Source organism: Gemmatimonas sp. UBA7669, assembly GCF_002483225.1.
Classification (GTDB): Bacteria; Gemmatimonadota; Gemmatimonadetes; order Gemmatimonadales; family Gemmatimonadaceae; genus Gemmatimonas.
On sequence record NZ_DLHL01000027.1, the window covers coordinates 95,759 to 116,302 of the forward strand.

Sequence of the window (20,544 nt, forward strand, 5' to 3'; positions counted from 1 at the left end):
CTGGTGCTCATGACTTCTTCTCGGTCGCGGGCTTGGCGGCACCGGCCGCCGGTGTCGGCGTCGCCACCTTCACCAGCGCGCCGTCCTTGAGTTCACGGATGGCCTGATACGTACCCGACACGATCTTCTCGCCCGACTGCAGGCCCGTCAGCACTTCGAAGTGCCGCTCGCCGGCAATGCCGACCTTGACCGGACGGAAGGTGACCTTGTTGTCGGTGCCCACGATGAACACGCCTTCCACATCGCGCTTGCCCACTTCCTTGGCCGGCGTACGACCCACGGTCACCGCCGAGTCGCCGCTGGGCAGGGACTCGTTCTCACGCACGGTCAGCGCGATGATCGGGATGCTCAACACCTGCTTGCGGGTCGCCGTGACGATCTTGGCCGTGGCCGAGAAGTCGGGGCGTGTATCCACCGGCGGGTTCTTGAGCTCGACGCGCACTTCGTAGTCGATGGCCTGGTCGCCCGTGGCCGTGGCACCGGCACGCACCACCGAGCTGTTGGAAATCTCCACCACCTGACCGATGAACGTCGTGTCGGGGAAGGCGTCAATCTGCACGACGGCCGAGTCACCCACGTTGATGCGGGCCACGTCGGTTTCGTCCACCTTGACCTTGGTCTCCAGCACGCTCATGTCGGAGATCGTCAGCAGCGTGGCCGCGTCCTTGTTGAGCGTACCCATGATGGCCGTTTCGCCCTCTTCAACGTTGAGGCGCGTGACCTTGCCGCTCATGGGCGCGATGATGGTGGTGCGGTTGAGGGCCTGGCGTGCATCGCGCACCGAGGCCACGGCCTGCTCGACCGAGTAGTTGGCGGCTTCGTTGAGCGCCTTGTTCACGTCCATCTGCGTGCGCAACTGCTCGAGCTGCTCTTCCGACACCAGCGCCGGCTGGGTCTTCTTGATCTGCTCGGAGCGCTCGAAATTGCGCTGCGCCTGAATGAGGTTGGCACGCGACTGGGCGGCCTGCGCGCGAGCCGACGCCAGTGCGGCTTCGGCGCGCTGCAGGGCGGCCGTGGGCTGCTCGGGGTCGATCTGGAGCAGGAACTGTCCCTTCTTGACGATGTCGCCTTCCTTCACCGACAGGCGCACGATCTTGCCTGTGACGTCGGCGGAGACATCCACCTTGGTACGTGGCTGGATCTGGCCACTGGCCGTCACCGAGGCCACCAGGTCCCGGGCTTCCACCGCCTCCACCCGCACCTCGACCGGCTTGGTGGAATTCTTCTTGGCGGCTACCACCGCGAGGGCGGCGACACCCACCACCACCACGCCGGCAATCCCGAACTTCGCAGTCTTCGTCATGACGGATCTCTGTTAACGGAGGGGACGACCGACGGCGTTCTCCAACGCCGCGAACGCCCGTTGCACATCGTATACCGCGGAGATGCGATCAGTCTCCGCGCGTTCGTAGTCGCCTCGCGCCTGCACGAGGTCCACGATGCTGATGGCGCCGACGCGATAGCGTTCCTGCGCCAGCGAGAGGGCCGTGCGCGCCGTGCGCACGTTCTGTTCCTGCAGAGTCACGGTCTGCTGTGCGGTGTTGAGCGACAGGAAGGCCGCCGTGACATCGGCTTCAATGCGGATGGCCTGAGCCCGCGTGTTGTTTTCCGCGTTGCGACGCTGCACCTGTGCCTGCTCCACCTGCTGCTCACGGCGGAAGCCGTTGAAGATGGGCAGCGAGAATGAGGCGCTGAGGCTGTAGGGGTTGCGCGTGAAATCGAAGGGGTACTTGCCCTGCTGATCACGAATGGATTGCTCGGCTTCAGGCGTGAAGCTGATGGCGGAGCAGGCGGCCAGCTGGTTGGACAAGCCAAGACGCGCGCGCACTTCTTCCGAGCGAATGCAGGAGTTGCGCTGACCAACGGCCGAGGCCTGCCCCTGCTGGATGAGCAGGTCGGTGTTGGTGAAGCGATTGGTGAAGGCCGAAACGTTGGCGTTCAGGCTGAGCGAGGGATAGTAGGCCGCGCGGGCCGACGCCACGCCGCGCTTGGCCGACTCCTCACGGGCCTGCAGCGCGGCCAACGCGGGGTTGGAGCGCCGGGCGTTATCCATCACGGTCTGCAGATCCAGCTGCGGCGTGGCCGGCAGGGCCGGGTTGAGCGCCACGTTCTGCACCGGCGCAATGCCGATCTGCTGGAACAGCCGCACCACTTCAATGGCGGCCTGATTGCGCGCGTTGAGTGAGGCCACGCGCTGCTGACCGTCGGCCACTTCGGCGCGCTGCACATCAAGCTGCGTACCGGAGCCCACCTGCAGGCGGGCCCGCGCCAGTTCAAGCTGCGCAGTAGTCGTGGCCTGCAGCGTGTCCTGCAGTGCGGCGCGCGCCTGCGCCTGGAGTGCCGTGAGATACTGCGTGATGATCGTGTTGCGCAGGTTCTGCTCGGCGGCCGTGATGTCGGCCTCGGTGGCGTCCTGCTCCGCCTTGGCGCCGCGGCGGTCATTGAGCGTGGCCAGCGAGAGATTCATGCTGGCGCTGCCGCCCACGTCGGTGGACAACTGGTCATTGGTGGAACCGAAGGCCTGACCCTGAAAGAACGTCTGACGGCCTTCGCGGTAGCCACCGCCGAAGCTGGTGTTCACATTGGGCAGGAACGCGCCCGTGGCGCTTCGCACGGCGGCGGCGGCAGTGCGCCGCGCGTTTGTGGCGTTTTGCAGCGTCGGGTTGTTGCGACGCGCCAGGGCCAGCGCGTCGTCGAGCGAAAGCACACTCCCCGGGGCCGGCGCGCCGCCCTGGGCAGCGACACGCTCCGGCAGAGCGGCCGTCGCCGCAGCGACGAGGGCAAGCGCATACACGTGGAATCGCACGGGTAGTCTCATGGCGGTGTTACAAGTGGGATAGGACGAGGACAGGAGGGCGTACGGGACGGTCCGATGTATGGTTTCAGCGGAGTTCCATCAGTTCGGACCACCTGTCTTGGGACCTGTGGTGGCCTCAGCGGGGGACGTCGTCCCGAACCGCCTCGAGGCCACGCGAGGGGATCTGCACGCGAAGCAGGGGCCCTTCGGGCTCGGTCCACACCAGACGGAGCTCGCCGCTGGCGGTGACCACGCGCCAGCGCCGTGCGACGCGGCGTGCCCCCGCAATGACCACCGGGTCGGCCTCGGCTTCGAGCACGATGCGGACCGCCCCCTGCGCATTGGCGACTGGTGTGAGGGATGGCAGAGTCACACCATCGCCCGGCGCCAGTCGCCGACCCCAGAGCAGCAGGGCGTGCTGCACAAAGCCTTCGTCTTCCACCACAACGGCGAGCGGACGCAGGAGGTACTCACGCGCGGATTCGCCCGTCACCGAGCGCGCCAACGTGGCGAAGCGTCCGCGCACCCGTTGACCGCCCAGACGCAGCGTGACCTCGGTGCCCTGTCGCTCCTCGACAGAGTAACGCACGGGGGTGCCGGCAGAGTCGGCCTCCAGACGCATGGCGGTGCGCTTGTCACCGACGGCCGATTCAGAGCGCACCTCGAGCGTGGCGCCGTCTACCGGCGCCAGGCGTTGCACCGAGAACTGCTCCCGGCCTACTCGCTGCCCATTGAGCAACACCGTGAAGCTGCCGGCGTCGAGGCGCGCAGGTTGCTTTGCCGTCGCGTGCCGGAAGGCGCGCAGGGACGGGCTCTGGGGTGTGCGCCCGGCCGCCGCGAGTGATGTGGCACAAACGAGCAGGCCGGCGACCACAAGCAGCGGCCCCAGCGGACCGCGTCGGCGCTGCCTGTATGCGGAAAAGGCCATCCTCAAAAGATAATCAATTCACGCGGTCCAACTCGGGGCGTTGAAGCCCGGCCCCGTCGCTTCATGGAACTCCGTGGGGTATTGTGGGGCGATGACATCGCGCTTCCGCTATCTCAAGGCGTATGACCGCTGGCCCCTCAGCTGGATTGCCAGCGTGGTGGCGGCCATGATGGCGCTGGCCTGGTGGCAGCAGGCGCCCAATTGGCCGCGCCTGGTGCTGGCCATGGGCGCGACGGCCGCGGCGGCCTGGCTGCTGGCTACGGTGCGGCGCGCGGGTGGTTTTGCCGTCGCCACGGTGGTGGCGCTCTCGGCCGGTCTGCTGCTCGCGGTCCTGGATACGGCGACCCTTACCTCGCTGCGTCGCAACTGGGAGGCGTGGTCCAAGGCCGAGCGGGAAGCGCGGGCGCAGCGGGTGGCCGAAAGCCTGAGTGATGTGACGGAGGTATTGCGCGTGGCCGTCACCAGTCGCGCTGCGGACACACAGTTTGTCGCCCAGGTGTTGGGTGGAACCGCGCCGACGCTGGTGCCGCCCCTGCCGCGCACGGTGGAGTCGGCCCTGCTGGTGTACCGCCGCGATACCCTGGTGGCCCACGCCGGTCAGTTGCACACGCGCATTGGCCCGCTGGGCAGCCCGGGAGTGCGTCTCGAAGAAGGGGCCTTTCACACCTCGCTCGTGGCACGGGAGCGGTCGGCAGACGGGCGGGTGGAAGTGGTGGCCACGGCACTGGTGTCGTCGGCGCCGCCGGCCGATCGCTTCGCTCGGCCGCTGCTGCAGTCGCTGCCCGGCAACATCGATGTGGCACATACGCGCATCGAGTCGCCGGACAGTGCACTGGTCGATCCCGGGTCTACGGTGATGCTCGTGCCGTACGGCGCCAATCGGCTGGCGCGTGTGCGGGCCACCACGTTCACTGAAGGCGAAATGCTGCTCAAGCTCGAGCAGCGGGCGCGTTCGCGCACGTCAGTGGCGCTGGCCCTGGCCGTGGCCTGCTTTCTGGTGGTAGCCTGGCACCGGCCGGCCCGCACCATGGAGCGCGCGCTGGGTGCGGCGGGCGCGCTGGCCGTGGTGGCCCTGGCGCCGCTTTCGGGTTTGTCGAACGTGTCCACGCTGTTCGACCCGACCAGCTATTTCGCGCCCATGGGTGGGCCGCTCACGTCCACGATTGCCGCCCTGCTGGTGACGGCGATGCTGGCGCTGGCGGTGTTGCTGTTTGCGCTGCGCACGGCGCCGGCGCAGCCACTGCACCCGCGGTCCCGTCTCATTGCCACAACGGTGGTGCTGTTGCTTGCGGCCGGCGGGCCGTTCCTGCTGCGCGATCTCGCGCGCGGCATTTCGCTGCCGGTGGCGGGTGCGGGCTTTGAACTCTGGGTGGCGTGGCAATTGGCACTGGCCCTCATTGGCGCGGCCGTTCTGCTGGCTGGCGCTGCTGCCGGGCAAACGGCGCTTGGTCCGAGCCGCGGCCTGCCACCGCTGGTGGCGCCGCTTGTGGCCGGAGCGGCCGCGCTCATGGCCGGGCCACTCTGGCAGGCCCCCGGCGCCTGGCCCGTGTGGTATCCGGCCCTTTGGGTGGTGGCCATTGGTTCACTGGCCCTTACACGACGCGGGCTGCCGCAGGTGGTGGCGGCGGCGGTGGTGGCCGGCGCCGGCGCGGCCACACTGACCTGGGGCGCCACCGCACGCGCCCGCATGGCGCTCGTGGAGTACGACCTCCAGCGCACGGCGGTCGTGGATGACAACGCGCTGCGCTTGCTCGATCGTCTTGCAGCGACGATGCGCGAGGAAGTGCGACCGGCACCACGCAGTGATGCCTTGCTTCGGCGTTACGCGGCCAGTGAACTGGCGCAGGCCGGCTATCCGGCGCGGCTCGCACGCTGGTCACCGACCAATCTCGACAGCGCGGTGTCGGTGCTCGAACTCGTGCCGATAGTCGACTCCATTGGCGCGCAGGCCTATCTCGCATTGCTGGCGCGCAACAGCGGGCAGGTGGAGTTGCGCACGGTGGACGACGGTGTCACGACGCTGCTGCTTGCGGCCATTCCCGCACCCGATGGCATCGTGACCACCATCGCGGTGCCGCCGCGCACGCGGCTCCTGCCGGCCGATCCGTTTGCCACGTTCACCGGTGTGACCGGATCGCGCGGACAGGCCGCGCCGTATCGTCTCACCATGAGCGCGGTGGACGATGCCAATGCCACCGCGACGGCGCTGAGTTGGCGTCGACGTGGAGATTTGCTGGTGGCTGACGGCATTCGGCAGGAGCGCGATGTGGCGCAGCGTGTGCGGGCGGAAATCGATCTGGGCGGTCTGGATCGTCTGGTGCCACGCGGCGCGCTGCTGGTCATGCTGGACGTGTTGGTGGTGTTGGGGCTGTGGTCGGCCACGGCTCTGGCTGACGGGTCGCTGGGCCGTCTGGTGCGGGTGCGCCGGACGCGCTGGTCACGTTCGTATCGTGTGCGATTGAGTGGCGCGCTGCTGGCGTTCTTCACGGTGCCCGCCGCGATGTTCGGTGCCTGGGCATGGTACCGTCTGCAGGACGACGATCGCGCCGCGCGTGAGCTGCTGGTGCGTGAAACGCTGCGTGTTGCCGCGGCCGAGCAGGATCAGCGCCTGTTGGGTACCTCGCCCTCCAGTACGGGTGCACCGCTGTTCTTCTATCGACGCGGCATGCTGACCATTGCCAGCGACCCGCTGCTCGATGCGCTGGCGCCCTTGGGGCGTCTGTTGCCCGGTAACGTGTCCGTGGATGCCGATGCCGGCGAATCGGTGTTCGCGACGCAGCGCGTGCCCATTGCCCGGGCCACCACGCTCGTGGGCTTTCGACATCTCGCGGCGGTGGCGGGCGATGTGTCGCTGAGTGGCGTGTTGGCCACCCCGGCGCGCGGCGATGAGTTCGCGCTCGATGCAAGGCGTGAAGACCTGGGCGTGCTGCTGCTCTTTGCCACCATGCTGGGGGCGATGTCGGCGCTGTGGATGAGCGGAGTTGCCGCGCGCTCGCTGGCCCGCCCGGTGGGTGCGCTGCGTGAGGCGGCGCTGGCCATCGCGGCCGGCCGCGAGGCCCCGTCGCTTGGCAAGGCACCGGCCACGGAGTTTGCGCCCGTGTATCGCGCCTTCGGACGCATGTCGGCCGATCTGGCCACGAGCCGCGCGGCGCTTGAAGCCGCGCAGCGCCGCACGGCGGCCGTGCTGCAGCATGTGGCCTCGGGCGTCGTGGCGTTCCGCTACGCCGGTGACATCATGCTGGCCAATCCGCGCGCGGGGGCGCTGCTTGGCGGTGATGTGCTGTGGGCGGGTGCCACGCTCGATACCTTGCCGCCCTCACTGCACGACCTCGTGGCGCGGTGTCGCGATTTTCTGCGTGACAGCCGCGAAGACGAAGCCTTTGATCTCACGGTACAGGGACGGCAACTGCAGGCGCGTTTGACGCGTCTGCCATCGGGTGCCGTGCTCACCATTGATGACATCACGCAGCTCGCGTCGGCGCAGCGCGTATTGGCCTGGGGCGAGATGGCGCGTCAGGTGGCGCACGAAATCAAGAATCCGCTGACTCCCATTCGGTTGGGGGTGCAGCACTTGCGGCGTGCCTGGCGCGACGGGCGTGGTGACTTTGGCGAGATTCTCGATCGCAATGTGTCGCGCGTGCTGGAGGAGATCGATCATCTCGACGAGATTGCGCGCGCCTTCAGTCGCTATGGCACCGCGCCCTCGGAGCGCGAGCCCGGCGTGGCCATCGACGTGGCGGCGGTGACCTGGGATGTGCTCGCGCTCGAGCGTCTGGGTGACGCGGATGAACAGGGCCCGGTACAGTGGGTGTTCGAGGGACCGGGCGGCGAAACACATCCGGTCCATGGCGACGAGGCGCCGTCACCCGTGTGGGCCGTCGGGCAGCGGGACGAAATGCGCGAAGTGCTGTTCAACCTGCTGGAGAATGCGCGTCTGGCCAGCGCGCGCACCGTGCGGGTGCGACTCGCAACAGAACCGGGGCAGGTGCGGCTCGATGTGGTGGACGACGGCAGTGGCATTCCGGCCGATGTGCTGCCGCATGTCTTTGAGCCGCACTTCTCCACGCGCACCAGTGGCAGCGGGCTTGGGCTGGCCATCAGTCGGCGCCTCATTGAAGGGTGGGGCGGGGCCATCGGGCTCTCCAGCACGCCGGGGCAGGGCACGACGGTGCAGATCCGTCTGCGTCAGGCCGACGCCCCGGCTCAACGGGCCGTGGCACAGCAAGCCAGCGCGGAAGTGACTGGCGGCGATTAAACTATCCGCATGTCCTCCGCCCTCCCGCCCAGCGATCAGCGTGTCACGGCATCCCCACCGCCGCACCTTGAGGCGTGGACCTTGCCGCCGGGGTGGGCTTGGGGCACGGACGCCATCCAGCGGGAGCATCGTCACTACCAGGAAGTGATGGACGCCTTGGGGCGCTCCCTGTCGCTGGTGAGTGTGCCCAATGCGGAGCACGGCGAGTGGTTGCACAACGAGGCGCGTGCGCTCGCGCATCGCAATCATCCGTCCATACCCACCACGTACCACTACTGGGCGTCCTACGAACAGAGTCGCCGTGGCCCCGGCTACCTGCGCCGCTGGATCAGTGGGGAAACCGTGCATTCGCGCGTGGCGCGGCTCGGGCCCGACTCCATTCAGTTTGCGTTTCAGGTGCTGCGCGAAGCCGGCAGCACACTGGCCTACCTGCACGACACGGCGGCGGCGCATGGTGCCGTGTCGGCCAGCACGGTGTGGCTGACGCCCGGTGGCCGCTTGTGGCTGCTGGGGTGGGAGTGGGTGTTGCCCGCCGATCAGCGACCGGCAGGTGTGCTGCCGGATCCCAACTTCACGCCCTGGGCGCCGGAGTGGGGCGAGGGGCAGTGGAAGCCGACGCCGCTGTCGGACCAGTGGCAATTGGCGGCCATGCTCTTCCTCATGCTCACCGGCGAAACGCCGCCTGAGCGTGACGTGCCGCCGCTGTCGTTGCTGCGGTCGGACTGTCCGCAGATTCTCTGGAACGTGCTCGAACGCGCGCTGGCGTTTGATCCGGCCGATCGCTATCCCAGTATCGCAACCATGCTGCGTGAGCTCGATCGGCATGTGTCGGTGCGGCCGGTGCTCATCGCGCCCGAAGGCGATGAGTTGCCGCCGGCACTCGATTCGGCGGAGTCGCGACTGCGCTGGGCGACGGCCGACGATTACGAGATTCTCGCGCCACTGGGTCAGGGCATGTTCGGCTCGGTGTGGCGCGCACGCGATCTGTCATTGTCGCGCGAAGTGGCCATCAAGGTGCTGCATCCGCACATCGCGCGTGACGACGTGGCCGTGGCGCGTTTTCAGCGCGAGGCGCGTCTGGCCGCGCAGCTGGCGCACGCCGCCATCGTCCCCATTTACGACAGCGACAGTCGCGGTGGGGTGGTGTGGTACACCATGGAGCTGGCCGAAGGTGGCTCGGTGGCCAATCTGGTGGCGCGCTCCGGCAAGCGGCCGTTCGATGAGATCGCGCCGCAGGTGGACGAAGTGCTGGAGGCGCTGCACGCCGCACACACCAGTGGCATCATCCACCGCGATCTCAAGCCCGAGAACATCCTCATCGATCGGTATCGGCGCTGGCGCATCGGTGACTTCGGTATTGCCTACGCGCTCGGCGACGAAAACGCCGGCACCTCGGGCACCCCGTCGTTTGCTGCGCCCGAACAGTTGCTGGGCGAGGCGCAGGGACCGGCGACGGACTGCTACGCGCTGGCAAGCATCGTGTACTACGTGCTCACGGGACGTCCGCCGTTTGGTGACGGGCCGGCCGAGCAGATTCTGGCACGGCAGTTGTCGGATGGCATCGGTGAGCAGTTGCAGGCCGACGGATTTGATGACGTGGTGGGGGCATGGCTGGCGCGCGGTCTCGCGCAGCGCGTGGAAGATCGCTTCGACGACGCGCAGGAGATGCGCGTCGCCTGGCGCGAAGTGGTGCGGCAGACCCGTCGCGGTGAGGACGCCCGCCCGTGGTGGCGACGTCTGTTCGAGGGGCTGCAGGACGAAACGCCAGCAGAAACGGCGCCCGACTGGTAGGTCGGGCGCCGTGGTGTTTTCTGCGTTGTGCGTTGTGCGTAGCGCGTGGTGCGCGTTTGCTACGCCGCGTGAGTTGGCGGTAGTGGTAGGCTGACGGACTTTGACGGCGCCGTGAGCGAGGACGGTACGCCGCTGGTGGTGGGTGCGGCCGCGGCAGTGCCGGCAGGTATCAGCCCACGGGCCGTGGCCATGGCGTTGGCCACCGCCGCCACCTCGGCGGGCACTGCGGTCGGTAGTGCTGTGCGCATACGCTTGCGCGCGCCGCCGCTGCGGCCAGCCTGTGAATCCGCGCTCGTGTTCGTGTTCGTGTTCGTGTTTGCGTTCGCGTTTGCAATCGCCGCGGACATGGCGGTGAGTTGACGGCGGCGCTTGCGGGCATACAGCAACTGATCCGCGCGCGCGAGCAGCTCAGGAACGCTGGCCGTGTCACCGGGACGGACACGGGTGTGCCCAATGGTGAGTGCGATGGTCGCGGGAAACGCGCCGCTGGCATTCAGCAAGGCCAGTCGCTCTTCGATGCGCTTCTGGATAATGCGTGCCCCAACGCCGTCGGCGGCGAGCGCCAGAATGGTGAACTCGTCGCCGCCCAGGCGCGCGACCACATCACAATCACGCACGGTGGACTGCAGGAGGCGCGACACCGCCTGCAGCGCACGATCACCGACCGCGTGGCCGTAGGTGTCGTTGAGTTGCTTGAAGCCGTCCATGTCGGCGTACATCACGACCGCGTCCTTGCCCTGACGACGCGCCACCCGCAATTGCTGCTCGGCCAGCGCGAGAAATCCGCGGCGATTGTAGAGCCGCGTGAGATCGTCGGTGAGCGAGGCGCGGCGCAGACGCACTTCCTCGCGCTTGCGGCGCGTGATGTCGCGTACGGTCACCGCCACGCCTTCCGACGTGGGCGTGACCTGATGCATGAGCCAGCCGGCAGCGAACTGGCGGCGGTCCGCACGCACCTCTTCCACGATGGGCGAGCCCAGTGTGAGTACCGCGGCGTAGCGTGCGAACAGCGTTTCGCCGAGCGGAGACGGCAGGTCGCGGCGCAACCGGCGTCCGGTCAGCTCAGTGGTGGCAGAACGAAACAGTGTGGCGGCGGTGGCGTTGACCTCGGTGATTTCGAGATCGTGGACGCTGCCGTCGCGGTTTCGCACTGCCCGCAGCAACATCACCCCGTCCACGCTGTGCTGCATGGCGTCCTCGAGACGCTGCATGCGCCGGCGCAACTCGGTGTCGTCCTGCATGCGACGCAGCAGCTCGTGATGCAGCAGGCGCCAGCCGATGATGGCGCAGCACAGGGCGGCCGCCGACAGCAGGGGAACCAACAGGGACAACGCCGGAAGCTGCACCACGCCCTGTGACAGGGCGAAGACGAAGAGGATCGAGAGCGTCAGCGCTCCCCAGAATGTGCTGCGCAGGGCGATGCGGTCGAGCATGAAGGAGGGTGCAGGGCAGATGGCGGTTCCATACCGTCGTCGGCTGGAACAATAGAACGCCCGGCTGCCTGGCCGTGTGGAGGTAGACGGTGCAACCGTCGTGCCACGGCTGAGCTTTGTTCCCCAACTTGAGAAAGTGCATGTGGACAAACCCCGCACGTTGTTGTCGGGGAATGGTTTACGTACCAATTCGGACGTGTCTGACCTGATTTGAGTTCGGGCCGAAGACGGAGCCCAAGGCCCACGGAACGGCGTGCTGGGACCGGACGTTCATGCCGGTCTCTTCCGTTTCACCACTCGGCAGAAATGTCCGGATTCGTGTCCGGATTTGCGACGACGCGAGCGGGGTCAGCCGAGCAGGACCTTGGTTTCCAGTTCGTGATCGCGCTGCTGCTGGCGTTGGGCCTGTTCCGGCGTGCCTGCCACTGTCGGGCGCAGCAGCGAAACCACGATGCCGGTAAGGAAGGACAGGGGAATGGTCACGAGCGCCGGATTCTTGAGCGGAAACCAGGCGTCCGGCTTCCCGAGCAGGTCCACCTGCACCGCTGGCGAGAGCGCAATGAAGCTCAGCGTGGACAGGGTGCCCACGATCATGCTGGCGGCGGCGCCAGCCGTGCTGGTGCGTCGCCAGAACACACTCAGCACCAGAGCGGGGAAGTTGGCGCTGGCTGCGATGGCAAAGGCGAGGCCCACCATGAACGCCACGTTCTGCCCCTTGAAGGCCACGCCGAGCACAATGGCCACGAGGGCCAGGCCCACCGTCGCGAGGCGCGCCACGCGGATTTCTTCACCCGGCCTGGGATGTCCTCGCCGAATCACACTGGCCCAGAGGTCGTGCGAGATGGCGGCCGCGCCCGACAGCGCGAGTCCCGCGACAACGGCAAGAATGGTGGCGAAGGCCACTGCGGCGATGAAACCGAGGAAGGCGCGACCACCGAGCAGTTCCGCCAGCATCGGCGCGGCCATATTGCCACCGGCGTCGATGCTGCGAATGGTGTCGGGGCCCACCAATACCATGGCCCCGAAGCCGAGCACAAAGGTCATGAGGTAGAACAGACCAATGAGCCCGGTGGCAATGAACACCGATTGCCGCGCCGCCCGTGCATCGGGCACCGTGTAGAAGCGCATGAGAATGTGTGGCAGGCCCGCCGTGCCGAACATCAGCGCGAGCCCCAGTGACACGGCGTCCCAGGGATTGCTCACCAGCTTGCCGGGGGCCAGCACACCGGCGCCGTGTTTGGCGGCGGCCGCCGCGAAAAGCGCGCGCGGGTCGAAGCCGAAGCGAGAGAGTACCAATGCGGCCAGCAGCGCCGCCCCACCCAGCAGCAGCACGGCCTTCACGATCTGCACCCAGGTGGTGGCGAGCATGCCACCAAAGAGCACGTAGGCCATCATGGCCAGGCCTACAATGATCACCGCACTCTCGTACGGAATACCAAAGAGCAGGCGAATGAGACTGCCGGCGCCCACCATTTGTGCGATGAGATAGAACGCAATGGTGGCGAGCGTGCCAAGAGCCGCACTCACGCGCACCGGTGTGGGGTCGAGTCGAGCGGCCACCACATCGGCAAAGGTGTAGCGCCCAAGATTGCGCAGCGGCTCGGCAATGAGAAACACCACCACCGGCCATCCCACGAGCCAGCCCGTGGAGTATATGAGGCCGTCGAAGCCACTGGTGGAGACGAGACCCGCAATGCCCAGAAACGATGCCGCGCTCATGTAGTCGCCGGCGAGCGCAAAGCCGTTCTGGCCGGCAGTCACCGAGCGGCCGGCCGCATAAAAGTGTTCAGCCGTTCGCGTGCGTCGTGCGGCCCACCAGGTGATGCCGAGCGTGATGGCGATGAACACGCCGAAAAACGCGATGGCCACCGGATCCGGTGTGCCGAAACGCGGCGTGTCGCTCATGATTCCGTCCGCGCGCTGTCATGATGGGCAGCCACCTGGGCGCGCAGGGCGGCCAGCGCCGGGTCGTACTGCGTGTTGGCCCAGCGCACATAGACCAACGTGAGCAGCCAGGCCGCCACGATGACCAGTGCTCCCAACACGATGCCCAGCGACAGACCATCACCGAGGGCGGTGGCGAGGGTGGCGGGTTGGAAAGCCACCAGCAGAATGAAGCCGAAGTACACGGTCACCATGGCCAGCGTGAGGCTGGCGGCCACGCGCCACCGCCTAGCGGAGAGGGCGCGGGCGCTGCTCAGTACGGCCGGTGGTACGACGGCTGGGACATCCGGTGGGATGTCCCTCGGGATGTCCCGCGGGATGTCCCGTGGGCCCGTCTGGCTGTTGCGGTCGGAGTGACGATGAGCGGAATGACGATCGGATGACATGGCGCGCGAAAGTAGAGCGCGGCTAGCTTCCACGATAGAGGGCGCCGTTGTCCCATGTGGCGGCGCTCCGCTCTGATCGGTTGGTCCTGTCGTCCTTTCGCCCCTGTGCCGGTGTCCATTCGCCAGTTCATCGCCCTCGGCAGTCTGGTCAACGCCCTCGTGGCGCTGTACCTGCATCTCTGGAAGCTCGGCCTCATGGGCAGTCTCGCCTGCAGCAGCGGCGGCGGCTGCGCCTATGTGCAGGGCAGTCCATGGAGTTGGTTTCTCGGCGTGGATGTCGCGCTCATTGGCGCGGTGGGCTACAGCGTGCTGTTCGTCGTGGCCATTGTCGGGTCGCTGCCAAGGTTCGAAGACACGCCGTGGGTGACCCGCGTCATGCAGGGACTCATTTGGGCTGCGGTGCTCTTCACGCTGCGCCTCAAGTACGGTGAGTTCATTGTGCTCAAGAGCTTCTGCTCGTGGTGCGCCATTTCTGCGGTCAGCATTACGGTGTTTGCGGTGCTGGTCACGCTCGATGCGCGGCGGGTGCTCAGGGCGAATTCGCCGCACCTGACATGACGGCCACCCAGCGTTTCATTTCGTCGTAAATGAGATAGCCCGGCACGGTGGCCAGGACGCGCCCCGTGTCGTCCACGGCAATGAACACCGGCGTGCCAACCTGACGCAGTGAGGCCTTGAGGTCCGCAGCGGAGCCCACCGGCCCAACGAGACGCGCGCCGGCAATGCCTTCGCTCTCGAGCATCGGCTTGCCGAATGGTGCGCCTTCCAGCGTGAGCACGGTGAGCCTGGGCAGGGGCTGACCGGCGGCAATCTGACCAATATCGCGCAGCGACTTCTTGCACCAGGGGCAGGTGCGCGAGTTGATCATGATGATGGTGGGCGTCTTGTCGGCAAGCAGCGGGACCACGCGCCCTCTGAGATCGCGCACCTGAGTCACCCCCAGTTGATCCTTCACCTGTGGCGCGCGTGGTTCAGACAGCGCACGTTGTGCCACGAGGCCGGTGCAGGCCAGTGCGACGGCCACAAGGGCCAAGGTGCTGCGTGAGACGCGCCGCGACATGATGCCTAGGCGCCGGCGTTGGCGCGATCGAGGCCGCGATCGACGTTGCGATCCACGCTGTAGGCCGTGGCCACGATCCAGTCCTCGTCGAGCTGCCAGGTGGCCCGTACCGATGTGGGGCCGTTGGCCATTTCAGGCAGCAACAGCGTAACCTGCGTGTCGCCGGGGTGCGTGACCTCAAGCTCCACTTCGGTGAAGCGCACGTAGCGCTCGACAAAGGGATCGATGGCCTTGTACACCGCTTCCTTGAGTGCGAAGTGCACCAGGACCTGTTCGCGCTGATGTAGCGGATCGTGGCTCAGGGACTCGATGGCCGCGTACTCCCGCGCCGTGAGGATCTTGCGCGCGATGGACGGCCGGTCGAGATCGGCCGGCTGGGGGCGGCGTTCGAGATCCAGTCCCAGGTGATGCAGGCCCGGCACACGCGGCGCCACGGCGGCCATCGCCCGCGTCCGCTTGTGGGTAATGGACCCGGTCACGTGCTCGGGCAAGGCGGGGGCGCCGCGCGGGGTGCGCCGAATGGCCTCGCCGGCCAGGGGCGCCACGTCGGGCAGGGCACGCAGCGCGTCACGCATGGCCTGACGACCCGCCACGAAGGTGGCGCGCCGCGGCGCGGGCAGGCCGCGCGCCATGGCCGCTTCGATGGGGTGCAGCGTGCCGTCGGCTACCAGCTGGTTGAGGACCGCATTCCACGCGTCCTCATCGGGCACGACCGGAACCGCGGCCTGCGCCGTGGCCGTGACGAACGGAGAGGCAAGAGACGACGCCATACCCTGAAAACTACGAGGAACCAGTGCAAATGTGTGAGTCGTCTGCCAGCTTTGAGGCGTGACCAGACCCTCGTCATCCCCCGACGCCCCGCTTTCTGCCGGCACGGCGCCTATCGGCGCACCGCCTATCGGCACGGCGCCTGTTGTGTCCTCCACGCACGCGTGGTATGCGGTGCTGGTGCTCACGCTCGCCAATGTGTCGGGCTTTGTGGATCGCCAGATCCTGTCGCTGCTGACGGTCCCGCTCAAGCGCGACCTGCAGCTCAGCGACACGCAAGTGAGTCTGCTCATCGGTTTGGGCTTTGCCGTGTTCTACTCGGTGCTGGGTCTGCCAATCGGTCGCTGGGTGGACCGCGGCATGCGGCCGCGCATTGTCGCGCTGGGCGCCGCGCTGTGGAGCGTGATGACGCTGCTGACCGGCATCACACGCGGCTACGGACAGTTGTTTCTCGCGCGTGTTGGCGTTGGCGTGGGTGAGGCCACACTGGGGCCGGCGGCGGTGTCCATCATTGCCGATCAATTTCCGCGCGAGAAGTTGGGCACGGCCATGAGCACCTACATGGTCGGCACCTTTGCCGGTTCGGGCGTGGCGTACGCGCTCGGTGCCTACATCGTGGGACGCGTGGATCAGCCGGGCATGATTACGCTGCCGCTGGTGGGCGAGATCTTCCCGTGGCAGACGGTCTTCTTCTGGATTGGCGCGCCGGGACTGCTGATCGCGTTGCTGGCGCTGTCCATTCGTGAGCCGCGGCGTGAGGCCGCCGCCGCCGCCGCGGCCGCTGCGCGCCTGTCGAGCGGAACGTCGGCATCATCGTCCGCGTCGGCCGTGGGTTTTGCTGATGTCTGGCAGTATGTGCGCAGCAATCTGCGCACCATCGGTGCGCTGTCGCTGGGCTTCGCGTTTTCGGCCAGCGTGAACTACGGCGTGGGTGCGTGGATGGCGGCGTTCTTCGTGCGTACGCACGCATGGAGCATTGAGCAGGCCGGTACGCTGCAGGGCGTGCTGACCTTCACCATCGGCCCCATTGGCGTGATGGCCGGTGGACGCCTGAACGACTGGCTGGCGCGACGCGGCCATGTGGATGCGCCGCTGCGTGTGGGCTTGCTTGGCGCCCTTGGCATGGCGGTGTTTGCCGGACTGTACCCGGCGGTGCCGTCGGCCATGGTGGCCGCCGTGCTGCTGGTGCCGGTAAACCTGTTTGCGGCCATGCCCTGGGGCGCGGCCAACGCGGCCATCGCCGAAGCCATGCCGGCGCGTCTGCGCGGCCAAGGCAGCGCGATCTATCAGCTGGTCGTGAACCTGGTGTCCGGTGTGCTGGGACCCACGGCGGTGGCGCTGCTGACTGATCGTGTGTTCGGTGACGAAAGCATGCTGCGCTGGAGTCTCGTCATTGCCAGCATTGGCGGCATGATGCTCGCCTCCGCGCTGATGCTATATGCGAGGGCGGCGTACGTAGCGACCGTGACTGCAGTACGTGCCGAGCATGCCTAAGCAGCCCTGGGTTGTGCGCTCCGCGCTGTGGGTTTGAGCGGTTCCGCACCAGCGCCCCCGCGGACCGCCGCGATCCGGCCACATGCACCACCCACACTCACAGCCCACGGCTCACATCCCACAACTGTGGGTGGCCAGCCGCAGTTCAAACGGGCTCATACCCTGATCCGATTCGTCGCCCTCGTCACCACATTGCCCGCCAGCATGCCGGCGGCGAGTGAAATGCCGATGATGGCCACACGAAACCCCGTCTGGATGCCCGTCTCGATTTCCTGACCCAGCAGCGATTGCACGCTGCGGAACCCCACGCTGCCCGGAACGAGAATGAGCAGGCCCGGCACCTGCGTCACCATGGCCACGCGGCGTTTGACGCGCGCAAACACGTTGCTGCCCGCGCTGACCACCAGTGCGCCGAGGAACGCACCGAGTTCTTCGCCATACGTGGCGCCGGCGAACTTGGAGGTCAGATAGGCCGCCGCGCAGGCCAGCACGATCAGCGGCGCATCGCGCGGTGGACCGTTGAGCAGCACGGTGAAGGCCAGCGGCGCAACCAGCAGCGCCGCCCACTCGGTCCATGCGGGAAGCGGCGTCGTCCAGCTGAACTGTGCAGCGCCCGGGACCTGCTCGCGCAGAATGTGTTCCAGCACCACGCCGGTCTTGGCACCGAGCGCCAAACCAAAACCCAAGCCAAGAAAGGTCACAAGAGCACCGGACATGCGTGCCGTGCCCGACGCGAGATGGCGCGTGGAAAGCTCCGACAGTGCCACGGTGAACGTGAGACCCGGCATGAGAATCACGAGACCGGCCAGTGACGTCAGAAAGCCGTTGCCCGAACGCATCACGCCGTCGAACGCGAAGGCCATGGTGGTGACCACAAAGGCAGCCAGCGGCTCGGTGATGTGCCGAGTGCTTTCGAAGCGGCTGGTGCTGAGCGACACGGCGGCCGTGATGAGTCCGAGAAACGACGCGATCACCACGTCGCCGGCCCGTACGCGGAGGAAGCAGGCCACGGCGGCCGATGCGAGCACGAAGGCCAGTACCACGAGCCAAGGCTTATACACCGGTGGCTCACGGTCCATGGCGTCGATCAGTGCCAATCCTTCGGTTGGCGCGATCTCGCCTTCCACCACGCGTCGCGTGACTTCCCCGAGACGGGCCAGCTGGCCGAGGTTGGGCTCACCGGGTTCCACGCGCAGCAGGTGGACATGCTGCTGTTCCACGTCGCCGATACCCACCATGATGCTGGTGGGTGTGGAGAAGAACTCGGCCTTGAGGCCGAGCTGACGGGCCGCGGCGGTGAGTGCGGCCTCGAGTCGATTGGCCGGCGTGCCGTGCTGGTGCAGGGCGCGGGCGAGCTGCAGGATGAACCGCCGGGCGGCGAGCGAATCGGCCATATCTGGCAGCGTACGGCCGGCAAGGGCACCGCGCAACGGGGAAATGGGTATCATTCAGGAATCGGGCGGCCGGATGGGTCGGACGCCCAGCCCCCCTGCTCGTGTTTCCATGATCCCGACGTTTTTTCGCATCGCCCGCCGCGTCGTGCCGGCGTGTGTCGTTGCCGCTGGTCTTGCCGCCTGTGGTGGCGACAGTGGCCCCACCGACGTGCCGTCCAACCCGGCGGTCGAGACCTACGCGCCCGCACTGGGCGTCAACATTGCGCAGATGAACAAGCGCAGTGACAACCTCTACCTGCAGGACCTCACCGTGGGGACCGGCACCGAACTGGCGGCCGGCGACTCGCTCCAGGTGCGGTACTCGGGCTGGCTCGTGAATGGTGGTCGCTTTGACAGCGGCACGATCGCGTTTCGCATTGGCGTGCGGCAGGTCATCCGCGGCTGGGACGAAGGCCTGCCCGGCATGAAGGTGGGTGGCAAGCGCAAGCTCGTTATCGGTTCCGACTGGGCCTACGGGCCCGGTGGCCAGGGTCCAATTCCGCCGAACGCCACGCTGGTGTTTGACGCGGAACTGCTCAACGTCTACAAGTGATTCCCATGGCGCGGCGCACGCACGTTTTCGGCCGGCGTCGCGCCGGTCTGCTGTCCGCGGTGTTGCTGCGCGGTGTCCTGCTGCCCGTCGGCCTTCTGGCCGGCGGGTTTGCTGTTTCGGCGCGGCGCTCGCAGGACACCCGTGCAGCGGCAGTGCAATCGGTGGACCTGTTGCTCGTTGGTGGCACGGTGGTGGACGGCACGGGAGCACCGGGTCGACGTGCCGATGTGGCCATCGCCGGCAGTCGGGTCGTGGCGGTTGGCGAGAACCTCTCCCGCAACGGTGCACGGCGTGTGCTCGACGTGACGGGTCAGGTGGTGGCGCCGGGGTTCATCGATCTGCACGCGCATCTCGAACCGCTGCTGCAGCTCTCACTCATGGAGAGTGCGCTGCGCCAGGGTGTCACGCTGGCACTGGGTGGACCCGACGGCGGTTCGCCGCTGCCGCTGGGCCCTTATCTCGATTCCGTGCGCGCGGTACAGCCCGGCATCAACGTGGCGTATCTCGTGGGGCACAACGATGTGCGACGCGCCGTCATGAACATGGACGCGCGTGCGCCTTCGGCCGCCGAACTGTCGCGCATGAAGCAGTTGGTGGCGGAAGCCATGGGGCAGGGCGCGTTTGGCCTGAGCACCGGCTTGCTGTACCTGCCGGGCACCTATTCCAACGTGGAGGAAGTCATCGCGCTGGCCCAGGTGGCCAGCGACAGTGGCGGCATTTACACGTCGCATCTGCGCAAGGAAGGCATTGGCTTGCTGGATGGTGTGGGCGAGGCGCTGGAAATCGGTCGTCGTGCGCGCATTCCGGTGGTGCTCACGCACCACAAGGCGGTGGGGCAGCAGATGTGGGGCAAGAGCACCGTCACGCTGGCCATGGTGGACAGCGCGCGCCGCGCGGGCACCGACGTGATGATCGACCAGTATCCGTACACGGCCACACACACCGGCATTGGGGTGCTGGTGCCCAGTTGGGCCATGGCCGGCGGGACGGGTGAGTTTCGCAAGCGGCTGGCCGTGCCGGCGCTGCGAGACAGCATCAAGGCCGACATCGTCTTCAACATTCTCAACGATCGCGGCGGTGGGGATCTCGCACGCGTGCAGTTCTCACGCGTGCCGTGGGATCGCACACTCGAGGGCAAGACGCTCAAGGACTGGGCCGCGCGGCGCAATCTCGCGCCCACACCGGAGAACGGGGCCGAGCTGGTGCTCGAAGCCATGCTGAATGGCGGTGGCAATGCCATCTACCATGTGCTCGATGAGGGCGACGTACGCCGCATCATGACGCACCCGTTCACGATGATTGCCAGCGACGGACGCCTCTCGCAGCCCGGCGACGGACATCCGCATCCGCGGGCCTACGGCACGTTCCCCCGTGTGCTGGGCCGCTATGTGCGCGAGCAGCGGTTGCTCTCACTCGAGCAGGCGGTGCACAAGATGACGCAGATGCCGGCGCAGCGCCTTGGCCTCAGTGATCGTGGCGTGCTGCGCGTGGGCGCCGTGGCCGACGTGGTGGTGTTTGACGCGGGCACCGTGGTGGATCAGTCAACGTTCACCGCGCCGCATCAGTATCCCAAGGGGATCGGCACGGTCGTCGTGAACGGCGTGGTGGCCGTGGAGAACGGCGCGCCCACGGGCGCGCGCGCGGGGACGGTGGTGACGCGACCCCGACCCCGACCCCGACCCTGACCCTGACCCCGACTGCG

General features: G+C 67.3%; 15 protein-coding genes. 6 read left to right on the forward strand and 9 right to left on the reverse strand.

Annotation, left to right across the window (positions count from 1 at the left end):
- Positions 1-7 precede the first annotated feature (7 nt).
- The 3 genes from B2747_RS07935 to B2747_RS07945 form a co-directional block, all read right to left on the reverse strand.
- Positions 8-1,303 (reverse strand): efflux RND transporter periplasmic adaptor subunit, encoded by a 1,296-nt coding sequence (locus tag B2747_RS07935; protein WP_291158835.1) that lies wholly within the window; start codon positions 1,301-1,303, stop codon positions 8-10.
- Positions 1,304-1,315: 12 nt separating this feature from the next.
- A complete protein-coding gene (locus B2747_RS07940; RefSeq protein WP_291158837.1) occupies positions 1,316-2,806 on the reverse strand; it encodes a TolC family protein in 1,491 nt (496 codons plus the stop codon).
- A gap of 127 nt (positions 2,807-2,933) precedes the next feature.
- The gene (locus B2747_RS07945; protein WP_291158840.1) at positions 2,934-3,725 is read right to left on the reverse strand and encodes a hypothetical protein; all 792 of its coding nucleotides are present in this window, start codon (positions 3,723-3,725) and stop codon (positions 2,934-2,936) included.
- Between the two features lie 91 nt (positions 3,726-3,816).
- Here B2747_RS07945 and B2747_RS07950 point away from each other — a divergent pair, with 91 nt between their 5' ends.
- Together B2747_RS07950 and B2747_RS07955 are read left to right on the forward strand one after the other, a co-directional pair.
- A complete protein-coding gene (locus tag B2747_RS07950; RefSeq protein ID WP_291158843.1) occupies positions 3,817-7,980 on the forward strand; it encodes an ATP-binding protein in 4,164 nt (1,387 codons plus the stop codon).
- A gap of 9 nt (positions 7,981-7,989) precedes the next feature.
- Positions 7,990-9,771, forward strand: coding sequence for a protein kinase domain-containing protein (locus B2747_RS07955; protein ID WP_291158847.1), 1,782 nt, complete (start codon positions 7,990-7,992; stop codon positions 9,769-9,771).
- 59 nt (positions 9,772-9,830) lie between these two features.
- Here the strand turns inward: B2747_RS07955 and B2747_RS07960 are convergent, their stop codons facing one another.
- The 3 genes from B2747_RS07960 to B2747_RS07970 all read right to left on the reverse strand — a co-directional run bounded on the left by B2747_RS07960 (position 9,831) and on the right by B2747_RS07970 (position 13,468).
- The gene (locus tag B2747_RS07960) at positions 9,831-11,204 is read right to left on the reverse strand and encodes a GGDEF domain-containing protein (RefSeq protein WP_291158871.1); all 1,374 of its coding nucleotides are present in this window, start codon (positions 11,202-11,204) and stop codon (positions 9,831-9,833) included.
- A gap of 348 nt (positions 11,205-11,552) precedes the next feature.
- On the reverse strand, positions 11,553-13,109 hold the full coding sequence (locus B2747_RS07965; protein ID WP_291158874.1) for a solute symporter family protein: 1,557 nt from the start codon (positions 13,107-13,109) through the stop codon (positions 11,553-11,555).
- Positions 13,106-13,468 (reverse strand): DUF485 domain-containing protein, encoded by a 363-nt coding sequence (locus tag B2747_RS07970; protein WP_343125883.1) that lies wholly within the window; start codon positions 13,466-13,468, stop codon positions 13,106-13,108. The genes B2747_RS07965 and B2747_RS07970 overlap by 4 nt, the downstream gene beginning before the upstream one ends.
- A 177-nt stretch (positions 13,469-13,645) precedes the next feature.
- Between B2747_RS07970 and B2747_RS07975 the strand changes: the two genes are divergently transcribed.
- Positions 13,646-14,092 (forward strand): vitamin K epoxide reductase family protein, encoded by a 447-nt coding sequence (locus tag B2747_RS07975; protein ID WP_291158877.1) that lies wholly within the window; start codon positions 13,646-13,648, stop codon positions 14,090-14,092.
- On the opposite strand, the gene B2747_RS07980 is transcribed toward B2747_RS07975, so the two are convergent.
- Both B2747_RS07980 and B2747_RS07985 read right to left on the reverse strand, forming a co-directional pair.
- Positions 14,064-14,594 carry a TlpA family protein disulfide reductase gene (locus B2747_RS07980; protein ID WP_291158880.1) on the reverse strand — a complete coding sequence of 177 codons (531 nt, stop codon included), beginning with the start codon at positions 14,592-14,594 and terminating at the stop codon, positions 14,064-14,066. The two genes, B2747_RS07975 and B2747_RS07980, sit on opposite strands and share 29 nt — an antisense overlap.
- A 5-nt stretch (positions 14,595-14,599) precedes the next feature.
- The gene (locus B2747_RS07985; RefSeq protein WP_291158882.1) at positions 14,600-15,364 is read right to left on the reverse strand and encodes a 4'-phosphopantetheinyl transferase family protein; all 765 of its coding nucleotides are present in this window, start codon (positions 15,362-15,364) and stop codon (positions 14,600-14,602) included.
- Between the two features lie 58 nt (positions 15,365-15,422).
- Between B2747_RS07985 and B2747_RS07990 the strand changes: the two genes are divergently transcribed.
- Positions 15,423-16,856: an MFS transporter gene (locus tag B2747_RS07990; RefSeq protein WP_291158885.1), complete on the forward strand. Its 1,434-nt coding sequence runs from the start codon at positions 15,423-15,425 to the stop codon at positions 16,854-16,856.
- Between the two features lie 155 nt (positions 16,857-17,011).
- Here B2747_RS07990 and B2747_RS07995 read toward each other — a convergent pair whose 3' ends face one another.
- Positions 17,012-18,304 carry a threonine/serine ThrE exporter family protein gene (locus tag B2747_RS07995; RefSeq protein ID WP_291158888.1) on the reverse strand — a complete coding sequence of 431 codons (1,293 nt, stop codon included), beginning with the start codon at positions 18,302-18,304 and terminating at the stop codon, positions 17,012-17,014.
- Between the two features lie 55 nt (positions 18,305-18,359).
- On the opposite strand from B2747_RS07995, the gene B2747_RS08000 reads away from it, so the two are divergent.
- Entirely contained in the window at positions 18,360-18,842 is a 483-nt protein-coding gene (locus B2747_RS08000) for an FKBP-type peptidyl-prolyl cis-trans isomerase (RefSeq protein WP_291158890.1), read from the forward strand.
- A 5-nt stretch (positions 18,843-18,847) separates the two neighbouring features.
- A complete protein-coding gene (locus B2747_RS08005; protein ID WP_291158893.1) occupies positions 18,848-20,527 on the forward strand; it encodes an N-acyl-D-amino-acid deacylase family protein in 1,680 nt (559 codons plus the stop codon).
- The last annotated feature ends 17 nt before the right edge of the window (positions 20,528-20,544 follow it).

Excerpts from the sequence above, each read along its gene's own strand:
- B2747_RS07935 (WP_291158835.1), bottom strand. The coding sequence starts at position 1,303 with ATGACGAAGACTGCGAAGTTCGGGATTGCCGGCGTGGTGGTGGTGGGT.
- B2747_RS07945 (WP_291158840.1), bottom strand. The coding sequence starts at position 3,725 with ATGGCCTTTTCCGCATACAGGCAGCGCCGACGCGGTCCGCTGGGGCCG.
- B2747_RS07950 (WP_291158843.1), top strand. The coding sequence starts at position 3,817 with ATGACATCGCGCTTCCGCTATCTCAAGGCGTATGACCGCTGGCCCCTC.
- B2747_RS07955 (WP_291158847.1), top strand. The coding sequence starts at position 7,990 with ATGTCCTCCGCCCTCCCGCCCAGCGATCAGCGTGTCACGGCATCCCCA.
- B2747_RS07960 (WP_291158871.1), bottom strand. The coding sequence starts at position 11,204 with ATGCTCGACCGCATCGCCCTGCGCAGCACATTCTGGGGAGCGCTGACG.
- B2747_RS07965 (WP_291158874.1), bottom strand. The coding sequence starts at position 13,109 with ATGAGCGACACGCCGCGTTTCGGCACACCGGATCCGGTGGCCATCGCG.
- B2747_RS07980 (WP_291158880.1), bottom strand. The coding sequence starts at position 14,594 with ATGTCGCGGCGCGTCTCACGCAGCACCTTGGCCCTTGTGGCCGTCGCA.
- B2747_RS07985 (WP_291158882.1), bottom strand. The coding sequence starts at position 15,364 with ATGGCGTCGTCTCTTGCCTCTCCGTTCGTCACGGCCACGGCGCAGGCC.
- B2747_RS07995 (WP_291158888.1), bottom strand. The coding sequence starts at position 18,304 with ATGATACCCATTTCCCCGTTGCGCGGTGCCCTTGCCGGCCGTACGCTG.
- B2747_RS08000 (WP_291158890.1), top strand. The coding sequence starts at position 18,360 with ATGATCCCGACGTTTTTTCGCATCGCCCGCCGCGTCGTGCCGGCGTGT.
- B2747_RS08005 (WP_291158893.1), top strand. The coding sequence starts at position 18,848 with ATGGCGCGGCGCACGCACGTTTTCGGCCGGCGTCGCGCCGGTCTGCTG.